This window comes from Plantactinospora sp. GCM10030261, assembly GCF_042666615.1.
In the GTDB taxonomy this organism is placed as follows: domain Bacteria; phylum Actinomycetota; class Actinomycetes; order Mycobacteriales; family Micromonosporaceae; genus KBS50.
On sequence record NZ_JBHTDD010000002.1, the window covers coordinates 34259 to 50392 of the forward strand.

Consider the following 16134-nt stretch of genomic DNA (forward strand, 5'->3'; position numbering starts at 1 on the left):
ACTCTCAGCGAACCTCCAGCCTGCCTGGTTAAACTTGACGGCATGATCGACTCGACTGCCCAGGAGGGCAGTAGTAGCCAGCCGGGTCGGGCCCGGCATTCCTGGTCGACACGTCGGCCATCGCAGTCCGAGCGGCGACGGGGAGCACTGACGCATCCGTGCTGATCGCCCTTGGCCTCCTTCTGATTCTCGTACTGACCGCGGCGACGGGATACTTCGTCGCCCAGGAGTTCGGCTACGTCGCCGCCGATCGCGGCAAGCTGCGCCAACTCGCCGACGACGGTGACCGCGCCGCGAGCCAGGCGCTCCAGGTCACCGGCCGGCTCTCCTTCATGCTCTCCGGTGCCCAACTCGGCATCACGGTCACCGCGCTACTCGTCGGTTACGTCGCCGAGCCGTTCCTCGGTGCCGGACTGGCCGAGCTGTTCGGCGGCGTCGGCCTGCCGACCGGGGTGAGTCTGCCGCTCTCGGTCGCCCTCGCCCTGCTGATCGCGACCGTGGTGCAGATGGTCTTCGGCGAGTTGGCTCCCAAGAACCTCGCTATCGCCAAGCCGGAGGCGCTGGCCCGGGCGCTCGCCAGCTCCACCCGGATCTATCTCGCGCTCGCCGGACCGCTGATCCGGCTCTTCGACGCCTCCGCGACCCGGCTGCTGCGCCGGGTCGGCATCGAACCGATCGAGGAGTTGCCCAGCGGCGCCACCCATGAGGACCTTGAGCAGATCATCGCCTCCTCACAGAAGCAGGGTCATCTCAGCGCGGAGATGTCCAACCTGCTGGACCGGGGCCTGGACTTCCGCGAACTGACCGCCGGGGAGGCGATGGTGCCCCGGGTGGACGTGGTGACGCTGAGCGCCGACGACCCGGTGACCCGCCTGGTCGAGCTGTTGGACACCGGGCACTCCCGCTTTCCCGTACACGGGGCTGACCTGGACGACCTGGTCGGGGTGGTGGGGATCGCCGACGTCCTCGGCGTGCCGGCGGACCGGCGGGCCACCACCCCGGTCGCCGCGGTGGCCGTGCCGCCGCTGCTGGTGCCGGAGACGCTGCCGTTGCCGACGGTGCTGGACCGGCTGCGCTCCGGGCACCGGCAACTCGCCTGCGTGGTCGACGAGTACGGCGGCTTCGCCGGGGTGGTCACCTTGGAGGACATCGCCGAGGAACTCGTCGGACCGATCCGGGACGAGGACGATCCCCCCGAACGGGCACCGGTCCGGCAGCCCGACGGTTCGTGGGTGGTGCCGGCGCGTTGGCGCATCGACGAGGTGGCCGACAGCACCGGCATCGAGCTGCCCGAGGCGCCCGAATACGACACAGTCTCCGGACTGGTGATGCGCGAGCTGGGCCGGGTGCCCGAGGTGGGTGACCGCCTGGAGATCGTGTTGCCGGTTGACCCCGACGCGCCGGAGCAGATCCCGCACGCTCTGGTCGAGGTGCTGGCCGTGGATCGGCACGTGGCCGACGCCGTACGGCTGGAGGTGCGTGCGTGAGCGCGAGGAGTGAGCCGGTTGTGCGAGCCCCGCAGTCGCGAACGAAGGCTGGTAACCGATGAGCGCCGGCCTGGCACTGTTCCTGTCGTTGATCCTGCTGGCGCTGAACGCCTTCTTCGTGGCCGCCGAATTCGCCCTCGTCGCGAGCAAGCGCTACCGGCTCGAACAGGCCGCCGCCACGGGCAGCCGGGCGGCCCGGGCGGCGCTGGCCGGCAACCGGGAGCTGTCCCTGATGCTGGCCGGCGCGCAGCTCGGCATCACCGTGTGCACCCTGGGCCTCGGTGCGCTGGCCGAACCGGCGATCGAACGCCTGCTCAGCCCGCTTCTGCACCTCGTCGGGTTGCCGGAGGCGACGAGTCACGTCATCGCCTTGGTGATCGCACTGTCGCTGGTGACCTTCCTGCACCTGGTGGTGGGGGAGATGGCGCCGAAGTCGTGGGCGATCACCCATCCGGAGCGGTCCGCGCTGCTGCTGGCCCTGCCGTTCCGCGCGTTCGCCTGGCTGGCCCGGCCCGTGCTGGCCGCGTTGAACTGGCTGGCCAACGGCACGTTGCGCCTGGTCCGGGTGCAGCCGCAGGACCAGTTGGCCCAGGTGCACGGCCCGGGAGAGCTGCGCATCCTGCTCGAACAGTCGCACGAACACGGGCTCTTGGAGGCGCAGGAGCACCTGATGCTCACCAGCATGCTGGAGCTGCAGGGCACCGCCGTGAAGGACGTCATGGAGCCGCTGGACGGGCTGGTCGCGGTCGACGGGCGGGCGTCCGCGGACCGGATCGAGGAGGTGTCCCGGGACAGCGGCCGGTCCCGGCTCGCGGTCCGCGGCGCCGACGGCGCGATCGCCGGGCTGGTGCATGTGCGGGAGGCGGTCCGGGCGACCACCGCGGGGCGGCCGACCACGGCGGCGGACCTGATGACGGACGCCTTCGCCCTGCCGGCGACGGCCAGGGTGACCGAGGCGGTGGCCGCCATGCGGGCACGGCAGGCGCAGTTGGCGCTCGTCGTCCCGGTGCGGGGCGCCCGACCGGTCGGCTTCGTGGCCCTGGAGGACCTCCTGGAAGAGGTCATCGGCGAGTTCGACGACGAAACCGACCCGGTCCCGCGGGGCCGGCGGATGCGCTGAGTGGAGGTGGGGTCGGTGGGGCTGCCGGTGGCGGGACCGCCCGGACTGTCGGTGCAGACCGACCTCACCAATCCCAGCACGCGGCCGGGCCTGCGGCTCCCCGGCCGGGTGACGCTGACCGCCACGCTGGATCCGGTACGGATCGACGGTGTCCGGCTGGGCCTGGTCGGCAAGGTGGAGCGGGACGATGGCGGGCAGGCGCTTGTCGAGTTCCACCGGATGCCGGTGGCCGGGCCGTTCCTGCTGGCCGCCGGGGAACGCCGGGTGGTGCCGTTCGCCGCCCCGATGCCCTGGGAGACCCCGGTCAGCGTGGTGGACGACAAGGCGCCGCTGGCTCTGCGGCTCGGCCTGCGTACCGAGGTGTCGACCGGTGATGGCCCGGGGCCGGACGACATGCGACCGGTGTTCGTGCATCCGCTGCCGGTACAGGCCGGGGTCCTGGGAACGCTTGCCGAACTCGGGTTCGAGCTGCGGCAGGCGGCGCTGCGGGACGGGCGGCTGCCCAACGTCGACCAGGTCTTCGGCTTCCACCAGGTGATCGGCTACTGGGCGGCGCCGCTGTACGCCGGGCCGATGAGCGAGGTGGAGGTCACCTTCGTCACCGACGACACCGGGGTGGACGTCATCCTCTGGCTGGACCGTCGGCTCGCGCTGGCCGGCGGCGGGCACACCAGCATCAGCCGGTTCCGGGTCAACCACTCGGGTGCCGACCGTGCCGACTGGCCGTCGGTGGTGGACGGCTGGCTGCGGCAGGCGATAGATCGGCACGTCGCGGCCCATTCGCCGTACCCGGTGCATCCGCACCTGACCGAGTCGCCGCGGGTCAGCCGACCACCGGACCGGCTGGAGCAGGGCGGCGATCCAGGCGCTACGGCCGGCTGACCTCACCCGCGACGCCGACCGAGCACACCGAGGTCTGGCGGTCCGGCCGTCGCCGGGTAGGACGTCGGTGCCGAGGGTCGAAGGCGCCTCCCGGCCTGGCGGTGGTCACCGATGGAGGGCAACCAGGTCGAGGCGGGTCAGGTGGTCGGCGTCGGCGATCAGGTCGATGGCCGTGATCTGCCCGTGGGCCACGGTGAAGGCGAACACCACCCGGGGGCGGCCGGCGTGCGTCCAGAGCGCGCCGGCCCGCCCGTCGACCATCGCGGGCTGGGCCGCCCGGGCCCGTCCCGCGAAGGTGCCGGCCACGTCCGCCGCACCTCGTACCTCGCCCGCCGCGCCCATCAGCACAGCGGCACCGTCGGCACGGGCGACGACATCCGGGTGGAGCACCGCCAGCAGCGCGGCGAAGTCGCCATCCCGGGCGGCGGCCAGGAAGGCTCCGACCACCTGCCGTTGCCGCTCCGGGTCGCGATCCGGCCGACCGAGGGAGTCGGGCTCCTCGGCGGGCTCCGGCCCGCCGGTCTGGCGCACACGGCGGCGGGCTCGGCTGGCAAGCATCTTGGTGGCGTCCGGGGACCGCCCCAGGATCGGGGCGATCTGGTCGAACGGTACGGCGAACAGGTCGTGCAGCACGAAGGCGAGCCGTTCGGCGGGGGAGAGCGTATCCAGGACCACGAGCAGGGCGGCGCCGATAGAGTCGGCCAGCAGCGCCTCCTGTTCCGGGTCGACCGGCTCGTCGGCCGCCACCGGCCGGGCGTTCGTTGTCGGCCGGGCGATTTCGTCGCGGGCGTCGAGCGGGTCCTCCCGGCGGGCGGTCCGGGACCGGAGCATGTCCAGGCATACCCGACCGATCACGGTGGTGAGCCAGCCACCCAGGTTGGTCACGCCATCGGCCTCCGTACGGGCGAGGCGGAGCCAGGTCTCCTGGACGGCGTCCTCGGCCTCTCCGCTTGAGCCGAGCATCCGGTGCGCCACGGCCCGCAACCGGGCCCGGTGCGGTTCGAACCGGTCGGCCAACCACTCGTCGTCCACAGTTACCTTCTCCCGTCGCTGTCCGTCATAGCGGTGACGGAGCACCACCCGCTGAGGTAACACATCAAGGAGCACAACCATGTCGACGGGCCTCAGGACGATCATCTACCCGGTCCGGGATCTGGCTCAGGCGAAGGCGTTGTTCGGCGACCTGCTCGGGGTCACCCCGTACATGGACGAGCCCTACTACGTCGGTTTCGACCGCGACGGGCAGGACGTGGGGCTGGATCCCCACGGCCACGACAAGGGCATGACCGGGCCGGTCGGCTATTGGCACGTCGACGACATCGAGGCCAGCCTCGGCCGCCTGCTCGCCGTCGGCGCAAAGGCGGAGCAGGACATCAAGGACGTTGGTGGGGGCAAGTTGGTGGCCAGTGTGCGGGATGTCGACGGCAACGTGATCGGTCTCATCCAAACCCCCAGCGATCCCGGTCTGGTCGGGTCCGACAACGCCTGACGTCCGACGCGCCCGCGGCCGCTCGTGCACCGACACCGGGCTCGGGCGGCGCCCTGAGGAAGGAGCTTGAGTTGTCTGATCGACCTGTCCGGGGCTGGCGACCACGCCTGCTCACCGCGCTGTGCTGGGTGATGGCCGTGGCGTTCACCGTCGGCGGGATCACCAAGATCCTTCCCGGCGAGACGTTCTTCGGCCCGCCGTACTCGGTGAAGTTCGTCGAATGGGGCTATCCGGCCTGGTTCCGTTTCCTGGTCGCAGCCGGGGAGATCGTCGGCGCCATCCTCCTGGTAACACCCCGACCGAAGGCCCGGTTCGTTGGTGCGGCGCTGCTGGGCGTCATCCTTGTGGGGGCCGTCATCACGCACATCGCCAATCGGGATCCGGTGGCCCACAGCGTCTCGGCTCCCGTCCACCTGGTGCTGGTCAGCATCGTGGCCTGGGTGAACCGACCGGAGAAGGGTTTCCGGTGGCCCGGTGGTCGGGCGGAGGTTGCGGCTTGAGGTACCCCTGGACGCCGCTGGAGATCAGCGGTGTCCAGGGAACCACTGTCGTCACGCGGCGGATGCGGCTGGTCGAATCCTGTCCCGCAGCAGCCGTCGTGCGTCCGGCCAGTCCTGTTCGGTCATCGCGTACTGCACGGTGTCCCGCCACGATCCGTCCGCGCGCTGTTTGTGCATCCGCAGCACCCCTTCCCGCCGGGCACCGAGGCGCTCGATGGCCCGCTGCGAGCGCTCGTTGCGGATGTCGGTGTGCCAGACCACTCGGACGGCGCCGAGAGCGCCGAACGCCCGGTCCAGCAGCAGCAGCTTGGCCTCGGTGTTGACTCCGGTACGCCACCAGGGCCGGCCCAGCCAGGTGTAGCCGATGGCGAGGCTGCGCCGCTCCGGGTCGACCTCGTAGAACGAGGTGGAGCCGAGGACCGTGCCGGTCCGCGCGCACCGTTGCACCCAGGGCACCCGCTCCCCGGCGAGTTGGGCGCGCAGCGCGGCGGTCACCCACCCGGCCACGTCGGCGGGGCCGTCCGGGGTGGCCGAGCCGAGGTGTCGCCACACCTCCTCGTCAGCACCGGCCGCGTACAGCGCCTCGGTGTGGCTGGCGTCGAGCGGCTCCAGCGCGACGTGGTCGCCCCGCATCGGCTCGGCGGACAGCCAGGGTGAGGTGACCGGGCGCAGGTACTCGGGCACCGGCACGGTCACCCCGGCGGCCGGCTCGGGGACCCCTGCGACCTGCCGCAGCGGCAACACGCCGGCCCAGTACGGCAGGTCGAGGTCCGCCTCGTCGTCCACCGGCGCCCCGGACCGGCGCTTGACGGTCACCTCGTGCAGCGGCAACGCGAGCACCGCCGTCTCGGCCAACTCCCGCCGGGTCGGTGGCCGGGTGTCGGCGGCCCGGCCGGGGCCGACCTTGTCGACGAGCGCCGCCAGCACCCGCCGTTTGGTCTCCTCCTCCGCGACCAGCCGGGCCACCCCGTGCACCACCGCCGATCGGTAGTTGGCGCTGTGGTGGAACTGGGAGCGGGCGTACACCAACCCGTCGAGCTGGGTGACCGCCACGCAGACCGGCAACCCGGGCTCCGCCCGGGCGGCGAGCAGCGGCCGGCTGCCGGTGGACCCGTGCAGGTAGAGCGTGTCACCGATGCGTACGTGCAGGGTGGGCAGCAGCCGGGGCTCACCGTCCACGGTGAAGCCGAGGACGCAGTGGTACGCCTCGTCCAGCAGGTCGTGCGCGGGTTCCTGGCGCCGGTCGATGCGCTCCCGGTAGCGGCTGGCAGCGGTGCGGTCGGTGGTGGCGAACATCTGACGCGCTCCGTCCTTTGTTCTAGTACAATCCTTAAACTGTGTCAGTACGTTATCAGTTGACCGGTACGACGGCGCTCGGCATTTCGGCAAGCGTCGAGACCGGCATCCGCACCGGAGCCCTGCCGCCGGGCGCGGCCCTACCGGCCGTGCGGGCCCTCGCCGCGGAGCTGGCGGTCAGCCCCGCGACCGTCGCCCGCGCGTACCAGGTGCTGCGTCAGCGCGGCCTGGTCGAGACCGCCGGCCGCAACGGCACGCGGGTGCGGCACCGGCCGGCGGTCGTCGCCACCCGCTCGGCCGGGCCGCCCGTCCCGCCCGGGGTGCGGGACCTGTCCGCCGGCGAACCGGACCCCCGGCTGCTACCGCCGCTGGGTCCGCCGCTCGCGGCCGTCGCCGCCGGGCTCACCGACCCCATCGGGTACGCCGCCGGCGGGGTGCTGCCCGACCTGGCCGACCTGGCTCGAACCCGGCTCCGGGCCGACGGGGTGCCGGCCGGCGGGATCGCCGTCACCTCGGGGGCGCTGGACGGCATCGAACGGTTGCTGGGCACCCGGTTGCGGGCCGGAGACGCGGTGGCGGTGGAGGATCCCGGCTGGGCCAACCTGCTCGACTTGGTGGCGGCGCTCGGCCTGCGCGCCGTCGGCGTACCCGTGGATCGGGACGGGCCGACGATGGCCGGCGTCCGGGCGGCGCTCGCGGCCGGTGTCCAGGCCCTGGTGGTGACGACCCGAGCGCACAACCCCACCGGCGCCGCGGTGAGTGCCGACCGGGCCGCCACGCTCCGGACGGTGCTGGCCGGCCATCCGGATCTGCTGGTGATCGAGGACGACCATGCCGCCGAACTGGCCCACGTCCCGCCGCACAGCCTGGCCGGCGCGACCTCACACTGGGCGTTCGTCCGCTCGCTGAGCAAGCCGTACGGGCCGGACCTGCGGCTGGCGACGGTGACCGGCGACGACACCACCCTCGGCCGGCTCACCGGCCGGCTAAGGCTGGGCGCCGGCTGGGTCTCCACCGTGCTGCAACGCCTGGTCGTCCGGCTGTGGACCGATCCGGCCACCGCCGAACAGGTCATGGCCGCGGCGACGAGCTATGACCGGCGGCGGGACGCCCTTCGCGCCGCCCTCGCGGAACGGGGGATCGAGGCCGCCGGCCGCACCGGAATCAACGTCTGGGTGCCGGTGCCGGACGAGACGCGCGCGGTGACCATGTTGCGCGACGCCGGCTACGCCGTCGCTCCCGGTTCGCTCTACCGGCTGGCCGCCGAGCCGGCCGTGCGGATCACCATCAGCCCGCTGGACGACACGGACATCCCGGCCCTCGCCAGCGCCGTCGTCACGGCGGCCGCACCCGCCCACCCCGCAGCCTTCCGCGCCTAACTCCCCCCACCCCCCACCTCGACGAGATCGACGAGATCGACGAGGAAGGAGGGGTGGGTGCGGTGCTCGACCGGGGCGCGCCGAGCGGGATCAGTGCGTGCGCGCGGTCCGGCGGGGTAGAACAGACCGCATGCCCGACATCCGGACCGCGCCCGGCGCCCAGCAGTTCATCCCGCCCGACGCCGATGACCTCGACGCGCTGAAGGCAGCCGCCGCCCGCTGCCGGGGGTGCGAGTTGTACGAACCGGCAACCCAGACGGTGTTCGGTCGGGGTGACGCGCACGCACCGGCGGTGTTCGTCGGCGAGCAGCCCGGCGACATGGAGGACAAGCAGGGGCTGCCGTTCGTCGGGCCGGCCGGGCACCTGCTCCGCCGGGCGGTGGACGACGCCGGCATCGATCCACAAGGGATCTATTTGACGAACGCCGTGAAGCACTTCCGTTTCGAGACGCGCGGCAAGCGACGCATCCACCAGACCCCGGACCGGACGCACATCGTCGCCTGCCGGCCCTGGCTGGTCGCCGAGTTCGCCAAGCTGCGCCCGAGGGTCGTCGTGGCGCTCGGGGCCACCGCCGCGAAGGCGCTGCTCGGGCCGTCGTTCCGGGTCACCCGGTCGCGCGGCGAGTTGCTGCCGTGGCCGGCGTCGGCGCAGCACCCCGACGACTTCGCCCGGGTGCCGGTGGACGCCTCCGGCACCGTCGCCGACGCCCCGACCGTGCAACTGGTCGCCACCATCCACCCGTCGGCCGTGCTACGCGCCGACAACCAGGACGACGCGTACGCCGGGCTGGTCGCCGACCTGACGGTGGCCGCCCGCGCCCTCCGCGTTTAGGAATGGCTTGCACCCTTCCGCACATCGCAGTGGAGGCGCCCCCTGTTGACCGCCCGGCTAAGTGTCGGTTCAGTCCCACCCCGGGCGTCGGTCGCGTACCGTGCCGATGATGGGCACGGCTTCCCCTGATCTCCGCCTGGCCACCGACAACTTTGCCGCCTTCTGGTCGGTGCTCGCCGACGCTCGCGGGCACGCCCTGGTCCGCCGACCCGGCTTCCTCGCCGTGACCGGCAGCGACCGGACGGGCCTGCGGGTGCTGCTGCTGACGCCCGAGCCGTCCGTGGCGGACCTCGCGAACCTGATCGAACTGGTCCGCAGCTGGCTGCCCGGGCCGGTCACCGTCGAGGACCCGTTCAGCACGGTGGAGTTGACCGGGTGCGGTCTTGCTCCGATGCGGATGCCGATCATGGTCCGGCCGCCGGAGCCGGTTGGGCGGGCTCACCCGGCCTCGGCCCCGACCTCGGCCCCGGCCCTGGCCCCGGCGTTGGCTCCGAGCTCGACCCCGGACCCGGCGGCGCTGGGCGACGCGGCGATCGACGTGCACCGGGTCGGGCACGTTCACGAGCTGACGCTGGTGGAGGACGTGGTGGTGCATGACTTCCCGCTGCCGCCGCTCCAGCCGTACCAGATGGGGGAGGCCTTCCCACCGGCGCTGCTCGACCGGCCCGAGGTCGGGCTCCACCTGGCTCGCCGGGGCGAGGTGCCAGCCGGTGCCTGTCTCACCTTGACCGGTCCGGTCACGACCGGGCTCTACTGGATGACCACGCTGCCCGAGCACCGGTCGTACGGGGTGGGCCGGTCATTGCTGGAATCGGTGCTGGCGGGGCTGCCGGAGCGTCGGATGGTGCTGACCGCCACCCCGGCCGGGCGGCCGCTCTATGACTCGCTGGGCTTCCGGGCGATCGCCGAGGCGACCTGGTGGATCCGGTACGTGTGATGATCGCGCGCCACCCGGTCGTGGTGCCAGACTGACGGCATGGAGCAGCACCTCTATGAGTCTGTACATGAGGAGTTCCGCTCATTGTGCCGGGAATTCCTGGCCCGGGAGGCGGTGCCCCGGCACGCGGAGTGGGAGGCGGCCGGCATCGTCGACCGGGGGGTGTGGCGGGCCGCCGGGGCGGCGGGCCTACTCGGTCCCGACATCGACGAGGAGTACGGTGGCGGAGGCCAGCGCGACTTCCGGTTCAACGCGGTGCTGGTCGAGGAGATCGTCGCCTCCGGTTGTTCGGGACTCGGATTCGGCCTGCACAACGACGTGATCGCCCCGTACCTCACCGAGCTGACCACTCCCGACCAGCGCAAGCGTTGGTTGCCCGGGTTCTGCTCCGGTGACCTGGTCACCGCGATCGCGATGAGCGAGCCGGGCGCCGGGTCCGACCTGGCCGGGGTCCGTACCTCGGCGGTCCGCGACGGGGACGACTACGTCCTCAACGGACAGAAGACGTTCATCACCAACGGAGAGCTGGCCGATCTGGTGCTGGTGGTCGCCAAGACCGCACCGGACCAGGGTGCGCACGGGGTGAGCCTGATCGCTGTCGAGCGGGAGACCCCGGGGTTCACCCGGGGCCGGCGGCTGGAGAAGGTGGGCCTCAAGGCCAACGACACCGCCGAACTGTTCTTCGACGACTGTCGGGTGCCGGCGGAGAACCTGATCGGCACCGAGAACCACGGCTTCTATCACCTGATGGGCAACCTGCCCCGGGAGCGGCTGAGCATCGCCATCGCCGCCGTCGCGGCGGCGGAGAAACTGCTCGCCATCAGCCTCGACTACGCCCGTACGCGGCAGGCGTTCGGCCGGCCGATCGGGGCGTTCCAGCACAACCGGTTCCTGCTCGCCGAACTCGACACGGAGGTGACCATCGCGCGTACCTTCGTCAACCACTGCGTCGCCGAGTTCAACGCCGGCCGGTTGTCGGTGGCCGACGCGGCGAAGGCCAAGTGGTGGACCACCGAACTGCAGATCAAGGTCGCGGACCGGTGCGTCCAGTTGCACGGCGGCTACGGCTACATGGTCGAGTATCCGGTCGCGAAGGCGTGGCTGGACGGCCGGGTGCAGACCATCTACGGCGGCACCACCGAGATCATGAAGGAGATCATCGGACGCGGCCTGGGGCTGTAGGTCCAGGTCCGCGCCGGAGTTCGCCGCGCGACGGGTACGCCTCGACGGGTACGGGGAGGCGCGGCGAAAGGGTAGAGTGGCTCGCCGCCCGTTACCGAGGAGGGCCGATGGCCACCGAACTCGTCACCTCGGCCGGTCTCGACGTACCCCGGCTGCAACGCCGCACGCTTGGCCTGCTCGCCGGCAGTCAGGTCGTCGGTGGCATCGGGGTGGCGACCGGGCTGACCGTCGGTGCCCTGCTCGCCGAGGAGGTGGCCGGCACCGCGCTGTCCGGCCTGGCCATCAGCGCCGGGGTGGTGGGCGCGGCGTTGCTCGCCGTGCCGGTGAGCCGGATCATGCGGGCCGCCGGTCGGCGACCGGGTCTCGCGTTGGCGTACCTCGTCGGTGCGCTGGGGGCGGTGCTGGTGGTGGTCGCGACGGTGATCCGGTCGGTGCCACTGCTCTTCCTGGGGATGCTGCTGTTCGGCGGCGGCACCACGGCCAACCTGCAGACCCGGTACGCCGCCATCGACCTGGCCGATCCGGCGCGCCGGGCCCGGCAGCTCTCACTGATCGTGTGGGTGACCACGGTCGGGGCGGTGGCGGCGCCCAACCTCGCACCGCTCGCCGATCGCCTCGGAACGCGGCTCGACCTGCCGCCACTGGCCGGCGCGTTCGCGGTCAGCGCGGTGGCGAACATCGTCGCGGCCGTGCTGGTGCAGACTTTCTTGCGGCCCGATCCGCTGCTCACCGCGCAGCGGCTCACCGCGCCGACGGCCGCCCCGGCGAGCGCGGCGGAGGCGGTTCCGGCGGTCGCTACGGTGACAGCCGTGCCGGCGAACCCTGTGGCGGTGGCCGTCCCCGAGAAGGCGGTGACCGTCCCGGAGAAGGCGGTGACCGTCCCGGAGAGTGCGGCGCCGCCCGGCGTCGGACGCCCCTCGGTCGGCGGGGGGCAGCCGCGCCGTGCCGATGGGATGGGGGCGGCGCTGCGGGTGATTCGGGACCGGCCGGCGGCCCGGCTGGGGATGGCCGCCGTCGCGGTGGGCCATCTGGTGATGGTCGCCGTGATGGTGATGACTCCCCTGCGGCTGCACGAGACGCACGGCGACGCCGATGTGCTCCGCGTCGTCGGGGTGGTGTTGAGCCTGCACGTCGCCGGCATGTACGCCCTGTCGCCGGTGGTCGGCCTGCTGGCGGACCGGTTCGGCCGCCGACGGGTGATCGTCGGTGGGTTGGCCATGCTGCTGGCCGCCTGCGCGGTGGCCGGCAGCGCCGGGCACAACACGCTATGGCTCGCGATCGGATTGACCATGCTGGGGCTCGGTTGGTCGGGCACGATGGTGGCCGGGTCCGCCCTGCTCACCGAGGCTGTGCCGGCAGCGGTGCGTCCGGCGACGCAGGGCCTGTCCGACCTGACGATGGGACTGGCCGGCGCGTTGGCCGGCGCGCTCAGCGGGTTCGTCGTGCATCTCGCGGGTTACCCGGTGCTCACCGCGCTGGCCGCGCTCGCGGCCGTGCCGCTGTTGGCGCTAGCGTTGCGTCCGGTGCCGCCGGTGGCGGCGGATGACCCGCGTAGGGAGTGACCGGTGCGGTTGACGGATTTCTGGGGCCGGCTCGAGGAGGTCTTCGGGTCCGGGTACGCCGCCAGCATCGCCGCCGACCAGGTCCTTCCGCAGTTGGCCGGACGAACCATCGACCAGGCCATCGCCGACGGCGAGCAGACCGCGGTGGTGTGGCGGGCGGTGTGCGCGGCCTATCCCGACCGGGTGCCGGCGCGACTACGCTGAGTTGCTTTTGGGTGGGTACGCGTGTCGCGTGCGGTGTCGTACACCTGTTCGGCTATTGTCCACAGCGAGGCGCCGTCCACAGGGCGCGGCCTGATCGGCTGTGTTCTGTCAGACCCAGCGCCTAGCGTGTTGCTCGTGACGAGAAGCTCTTCAAAGATGCCGGCGAAGGCAGGGGTGGCGAACATGGCGGCAGGGCCTGACCGGGAGAAGGCACTCGACCTTGCTCTCGCTCAGATCGACAAGCAGTTCGGCAAGGGTTCGGTGATGAGGTTGGGGGAGCGGCCGGTCGTGGAGACCGCGATCATCCCGACCGGTTCCATCGCGCTGGACGTGGCGCTCGGCGTGGGCGGCCTGCCCCGTGGCCGGGTGGTGGAAATCTACGGGCCGGAGTCCAGCGGTAAGACCACGGTCGCGCTGCACGCGGTGGCCAGCGCCCAGCGGGCCGGCGGCATCGCCGCCTTCATCGACGCCGAGCATGCCCTCGACCCGGAGTACGCGCGGGCTCTGGGTGTGGACACCGACGCGCTGCTCGTCTCCCAGCCGGACACCGGCGAGCAGGCGCTGGAGATCGCCGACATGCTGGTCCGGTCGGGCGCGCTGGACATCATCGTGATCGACTCGGTCGCCGCGCTGGTGCCACGGGCCGAGATCGAGGGCGAGATGGGGGACAGCCACGTCGGCCTCCAGGCTCGACTCATGAGCCAGGCGCTACGGAAGATCACCGGTGTGCTCAACAACAGCGGGACCACCGCGATCTTCATCAACCAGCTCCGCGAGAAGATCGGCGTCATGTTCGGCTCGCCCGAGACGACGACCGGTGGCCGGGCACTGAAGTTCTACTCCTCGGTGCGGCTCGACGTGCGTCGGATCGAGAGCCTCAAGGACGGCACCGACGTGGTCGGCAACCGGACCCGGGTCAAGGTGGTGAAGAACAAGGTCGCCGCGCCGTTCAAGCAGGCCGAGTTCGACATCATGTACGGCAAGGGGATCTCCCGCGAGGGATCGCTTATCGACGTCGGCGTTGAGCAGGCGATCATTCGCAAGTCCGGCGCCTGGTACACCTACGACGGCGACCAGCTGGGCCAGGGTAAGGAGAAGGCGCGGGAGTTTCTGCGGGAGAACCCGGATGTGGCCGCGGAGATCGAGAAGAAGATTCTGGAGAAGCTCGGCGTCGGAGCCGGTGCCGGCGATGCCGCCGGCGGTCCAGAGCTTCCGCCGGTGGACTTCTGACGGTCGGTTCGATGACGCATCCGTCGATGTCGCCTGCCGTTCCGGCCGGCGACCGCTGACGACATGGCAGGACGACGACGTGGCGCCCGGACTGGGCGGGGCTGGGACGCCGCCCCACCCCGGTCCGGCGCCGCGAACGGCAGGCGCCGGGGTGGCGGAGCCCGATTCCCGAGCCGAGGTGAGGACGGCCGGATCCGGGACGGGGCCGATGAGTTCCACCCGGACGGCGAGGGTGACGTCGGTTGGGACGAGCCGGCTCGGGCACCGGCCCCGCGCGACGAGGCCGAGGTTGCCCGGGAGATCTGCCTGCGGCAGCTCGCGGTGCGACCACGCACCCGTGCCGAACTGGCCACCGCGTTGTCCCGCAAGGGCATCTCCGCGACGGTCGCCGAATCGGTGCTCGACCGGTATGACGAGGTCGGCATGATCGACGACGCCGCGTTCGCCCGGGCCTGGGTGACCAGCCGGCACCACGGCCGAGGGCTGGCCCGTCGGGCGCTCGCCAACGAACTGCGGCAGCGGGGCGTCGACGGGGAGACGGCCGGCGAGGCGCTCGGCGCGCTGGACGAGGAGACCGAGGCGGAGACCGCGCGGGCGCTTGTCGACCGCAAGCTGCGGACGGTCCGGGGGGAGCCGGACGCGGTGTTCCGCCGGCTGGTCGGGATGCTCGCCCGCAAGGGTTATCCACCGGGTGTGGCGATCCGGGCGGTCAAGGACGCGTTGGCCGCACAGAGCGCCGAGGCGGCCGAGTTCGCTGATCAGATCGACGCGGACGCGGTGGCCGACGCCATCGGGCCGGACGCCGCCGGCCCGGACCCGACGCCGTCCAGTTGATCAGTCGTTGCCGGGTGCCCAAGCAACAGGCCTGCCCACGTCATGATCGAGGGACTCGACGTGGGTGAGCCGGGACCGAGCAGGTCAGCGGAGATTGCGGCAGATCGGAGTAGCGAATGCTGAAGGTATGCCTGAACGGGGGACGCGACCGGCGGGAGCACCCGGCGGTTCCCGTCACCGCCGCCGAACTGGCCGCTGACGCGGCACGCTGCGTCGCGGCGGGTGCCGCGGCGATCCACCTCCATCCGCGCGGTGCGGACGAGACGGAGACCCTGGATCCGGCGGCGGTCGGCGCGGCACTCACCGCGATCCGGGCAGCCTGCCCTGGCGTACCGGTCGGTGTGAGCACGGGTGCCTGGATCGTTCCGCGGCCCGAGGAGCGGGTGGCCGCCGTACGATCCTGGGAGGTGCTGCCCGACTTCGCCTCCGTCAACGCGCATGAGGAGGGTGCCGAGGAGGTCGCCGCGGCCCTGTGCGAGCGGGGGATCGGGGTGGAGGCGGGCCTGTGGACCCTGGACGCGGTGCGGGCCTACCGGGGCTGGCGGGTGCCGGTCCTGCGGGTGCTGCTGGAGTGCATGGACCCGACGCCGGAGGCGGCGACCGCCGACGCGGAGGCGATGCTGGCCGCGTTGCCGGTGGGATCGCCCAGGGTGCTGATGCACGCGGAGGGTCCCGCGGTCTGGCATGTGCTCCGGCTCGCGGTCCGGCTCGGCCTGGACAGCCGGATCGGCTTGGAGGACACCACCGACCTGCCCGACGGATCCCGTACCCCGGACAACGCCGCCCTGGTCGCCGCGGCGATGGCGGTCGGTGCCCGGTAGCACACCGGGGGCGACACCCGGTTCGTCATACTGGTCCGCCATGGATCTGGACGAGTATCAGCGCGGCGCTCTCCGCACCGCCGCTCCACGTGACAAAAGGAACGAACTGCTTCACCTGGTGCTCGGGCTGGTCGGTGAGTCCGGTGAAATCGCCGAGAAGTTCAAGAAATGGGTCCGCGACCTCGACAGCGAGGAGTCGCGGCTCGACCGGGCCGACATCGGTAAGGAACTTGGTGACGTGCTCTGGTACGTGGCGGTGCTCGCCGACTACCTCGACCTGTCGCTGGACGATATCGCCACGGCCAACCTTGCCAAGCTGGCCAGCCGTCAGGGTCGTGGCGTCCTAGGTGGCAGCGGAGACAACCGCTGATCCGGGTGA

17 protein-coding genes are annotated in these 16134 nt (G+C 72.0%); 15 read left to right on the top strand and 2 right to left on the bottom strand.

Annotated elements, in window-relative coordinates:
- The first annotated feature begins 158 nt into the window (after positions 1-158).
- Genes ACFQUZ_RS03630 through ACFQUZ_RS03640 form a run of 3 tightly spaced genes read left to right on the top strand, consistent with a single transcriptional unit; the run spans position 159 to position 3489 of the window.
- On the top strand, positions 159-1487 hold the full coding sequence (locus ACFQUZ_RS03630; RefSeq protein ID WP_377437545.1) for a hemolysin family protein: 1329 nt from the start codon (positions 159-161) through the stop codon (positions 1485-1487).
- Positions 1488-1545: 58 nt separating this feature from the next.
- Positions 1546-2607, top strand: coding sequence for a hemolysin family protein (locus ACFQUZ_RS03635; RefSeq protein ID WP_377437547.1), 1062 nt, complete (start codon positions 1546-1548; stop codon positions 2605-2607).
- 15 nt (positions 2608-2622) lie between these two features.
- Entirely contained in the window at positions 2623-3489 is an 867-nt protein-coding gene (locus ACFQUZ_RS03640; RefSeq protein WP_377437549.1) for a sporulation protein, read from the top strand.
- Between the two features lie 105 nt (positions 3490-3594).
- Here ACFQUZ_RS03640 and ACFQUZ_RS03645 read toward each other — a convergent pair whose 3' ends face one another.
- Positions 3595-4521, bottom strand: a complete 927-nt coding sequence (locus ACFQUZ_RS03645; protein ID WP_377437550.1) for a sigma-70 family RNA polymerase sigma factor — start codon at positions 4519-4521, stop codon at positions 3595-3597.
- Positions 4522-4600: 79 nt separating this feature from the next.
- Between ACFQUZ_RS03645 and ACFQUZ_RS03650 the strand changes: the two genes are divergently transcribed.
- Together ACFQUZ_RS03650 and ACFQUZ_RS03655 are read left to right on the top strand one after the other, a co-directional pair.
- Positions 4601-4978, top strand: a complete 378-nt coding sequence (locus tag ACFQUZ_RS03650; RefSeq protein WP_377437552.1) for a VOC family protein — start codon at positions 4601-4603, stop codon at positions 4976-4978.
- 71 nt (positions 4979-5049) lie between these two features.
- A complete protein-coding gene (locus ACFQUZ_RS03655) occupies positions 5050-5478 on the top strand; it encodes a DoxX family protein (protein WP_377437553.1) in 429 nt (142 codons plus the stop codon).
- A gap of 51 nt (positions 5479-5529) precedes the next feature.
- On the opposite strand, the gene ACFQUZ_RS03660 is transcribed toward ACFQUZ_RS03655, so the two are convergent.
- Positions 5530-6774, bottom strand: coding sequence for a bifunctional pyridoxamine 5'-phosphate oxidase family protein/GNAT family N-acetyltransferase (locus ACFQUZ_RS03660; RefSeq protein WP_377437555.1), 1245 nt, complete (start codon positions 6772-6774; stop codon positions 5530-5532).
- 41 nt (positions 6775-6815) lie between these two features.
- On the opposite strand from ACFQUZ_RS03660, the gene ACFQUZ_RS03665 reads away from it, so the two are divergent.
- The 10 genes from ACFQUZ_RS03665 to ACFQUZ_RS03710 all read left to right on the top strand — a co-directional run bounded on the left by ACFQUZ_RS03665 (position 6816) and on the right by ACFQUZ_RS03710 (position 16125).
- Positions 6816-8153 (top strand): aminotransferase class I/II-fold pyridoxal phosphate-dependent enzyme, encoded by a 1338-nt coding sequence (locus ACFQUZ_RS03665; RefSeq protein ID WP_377437557.1) that lies wholly within the window; start codon positions 6816-6818, stop codon positions 8151-8153.
- A 130-nt stretch (positions 8154-8283) separates the two neighbouring features.
- Positions 8284-8985 carry a UdgX family uracil-DNA binding protein gene (locus ACFQUZ_RS03670; RefSeq protein ID WP_377437558.1) on the top strand — a complete coding sequence of 234 codons (702 nt, stop codon included), beginning with the start codon at positions 8284-8286 and terminating at the stop codon, positions 8983-8985.
- A 109-nt stretch (positions 8986-9094) separates the two neighbouring features.
- A complete protein-coding gene (locus ACFQUZ_RS03675; protein ID WP_377437560.1) occupies positions 9095-9922 on the top strand; it encodes a GNAT family N-acetyltransferase in 828 nt (275 codons plus the stop codon).
- 39 nt (positions 9923-9961) lie between these two features.
- On the top strand, positions 9962-11104 hold the full coding sequence (locus ACFQUZ_RS03680) for an acyl-CoA dehydrogenase family protein (protein ID WP_377437562.1): 1143 nt from the start codon (positions 9962-9964) through the stop codon (positions 11102-11104).
- A gap of 107 nt (positions 11105-11211) precedes the next feature.
- On the top strand, positions 11212-12666 hold the full coding sequence (locus tag ACFQUZ_RS03685; protein WP_377437564.1) for an MFS transporter: 1455 nt from the start codon (positions 11212-11214) through the stop codon (positions 12664-12666).
- Between the two features lie 3 nt (positions 12667-12669).
- Complete coding sequence (locus ACFQUZ_RS03690; RefSeq protein WP_377437565.1) at positions 12670-12870, top strand: DUF3046 domain-containing protein; 201 nt, start codon at positions 12670-12672, stop codon at positions 12868-12870.
- A gap of 183 nt (positions 12871-13053) precedes the next feature.
- Positions 13054-14100, top strand: coding sequence for a recombinase RecA (gene recA / locus ACFQUZ_RS03695; protein WP_377437567.1), 1047 nt, complete (start codon positions 13054-13056; stop codon positions 14098-14100).
- A gap of 63 nt (positions 14101-14163) precedes the next feature.
- On the top strand, positions 14164-14934 hold the full coding sequence (locus tag ACFQUZ_RS03700) for a regulatory protein RecX (protein ID WP_377437569.1): 771 nt from the start codon (positions 14164-14166) through the stop codon (positions 14932-14934).
- 116 nt (positions 14935-15050) lie between these two features.
- Positions 15051-15755 (top strand): 3-keto-5-aminohexanoate cleavage protein, encoded by a 705-nt coding sequence (locus ACFQUZ_RS03705; protein ID WP_377437570.1) that lies wholly within the window; start codon positions 15051-15053, stop codon positions 15753-15755.
- Between the two features lie 40 nt (positions 15756-15795).
- On the top strand, positions 15796-16125 hold the full coding sequence (locus ACFQUZ_RS03710; RefSeq protein ID WP_377437571.1) for a nucleoside triphosphate pyrophosphohydrolase family protein: 330 nt from the start codon (positions 15796-15798) through the stop codon (positions 16123-16125).
- Positions 16126-16134 lie beyond the last annotated feature (9 nt).

What these genes read in the sequence shown, in the direction of transcription:
- ACFQUZ_RS03670 (WP_377437558.1), top strand. Translation starts at nt 8,284, where the DNA reads ATGCCCGACATCCGGACCGCGCCCGGCGCCCAGCAGTTCATCCCGCCC.
- ACFQUZ_RS03685 (WP_377437564.1), top strand. Translation starts at nt 11,212, where the DNA reads ATGGCCACCGAACTCGTCACCTCGGCCGGTCTCGACGTACCCCGGCTG.
- ACFQUZ_RS03660 (WP_377437555.1), bottom strand. Translation starts at nt 6,774, where the DNA reads ATGTTCGCCACCACCGACCGCACCGCTGCCAGCCGCTACCGGGAGCGC.
- ACFQUZ_RS03635 (WP_377437547.1), top strand. Translation starts at nt 1,546, where the DNA reads ATGAGCGCCGGCCTGGCACTGTTCCTGTCGTTGATCCTGCTGGCGCTG.
- ACFQUZ_RS03675 (WP_377437560.1), top strand. Translation starts at nt 9,095, where the DNA reads ATGGGCACGGCTTCCCCTGATCTCCGCCTGGCCACCGACAACTTTGCC.
- recA (WP_377437567.1), top strand. Translation starts at nt 13,054, where the DNA reads ATGGCGGCAGGGCCTGACCGGGAGAAGGCACTCGACCTTGCTCTCGCT.
- ACFQUZ_RS03705 (WP_377437570.1), top strand. Translation starts at nt 15,051, where the DNA reads ATGCTGAAGGTATGCCTGAACGGGGGACGCGACCGGCGGGAGCACCCG.
- ACFQUZ_RS03710 (WP_377437571.1), top strand. Translation starts at nt 15,796, where the DNA reads ATGGATCTGGACGAGTATCAGCGCGGCGCTCTCCGCACCGCCGCTCCA.
- ACFQUZ_RS03680 (WP_377437562.1), top strand. Translation starts at nt 9,962, where the DNA reads ATGGAGCAGCACCTCTATGAGTCTGTACATGAGGAGTTCCGCTCATTG.
- ACFQUZ_RS03700 (WP_377437569.1), top strand. Translation starts at nt 14,164, where the DNA reads ATGGCAGGACGACGACGTGGCGCCCGGACTGGGCGGGGCTGGGACGCC.
- ACFQUZ_RS03650 (WP_377437552.1), top strand. Translation starts at nt 4,601, where the DNA reads ATGTCGACGGGCCTCAGGACGATCATCTACCCGGTCCGGGATCTGGCT.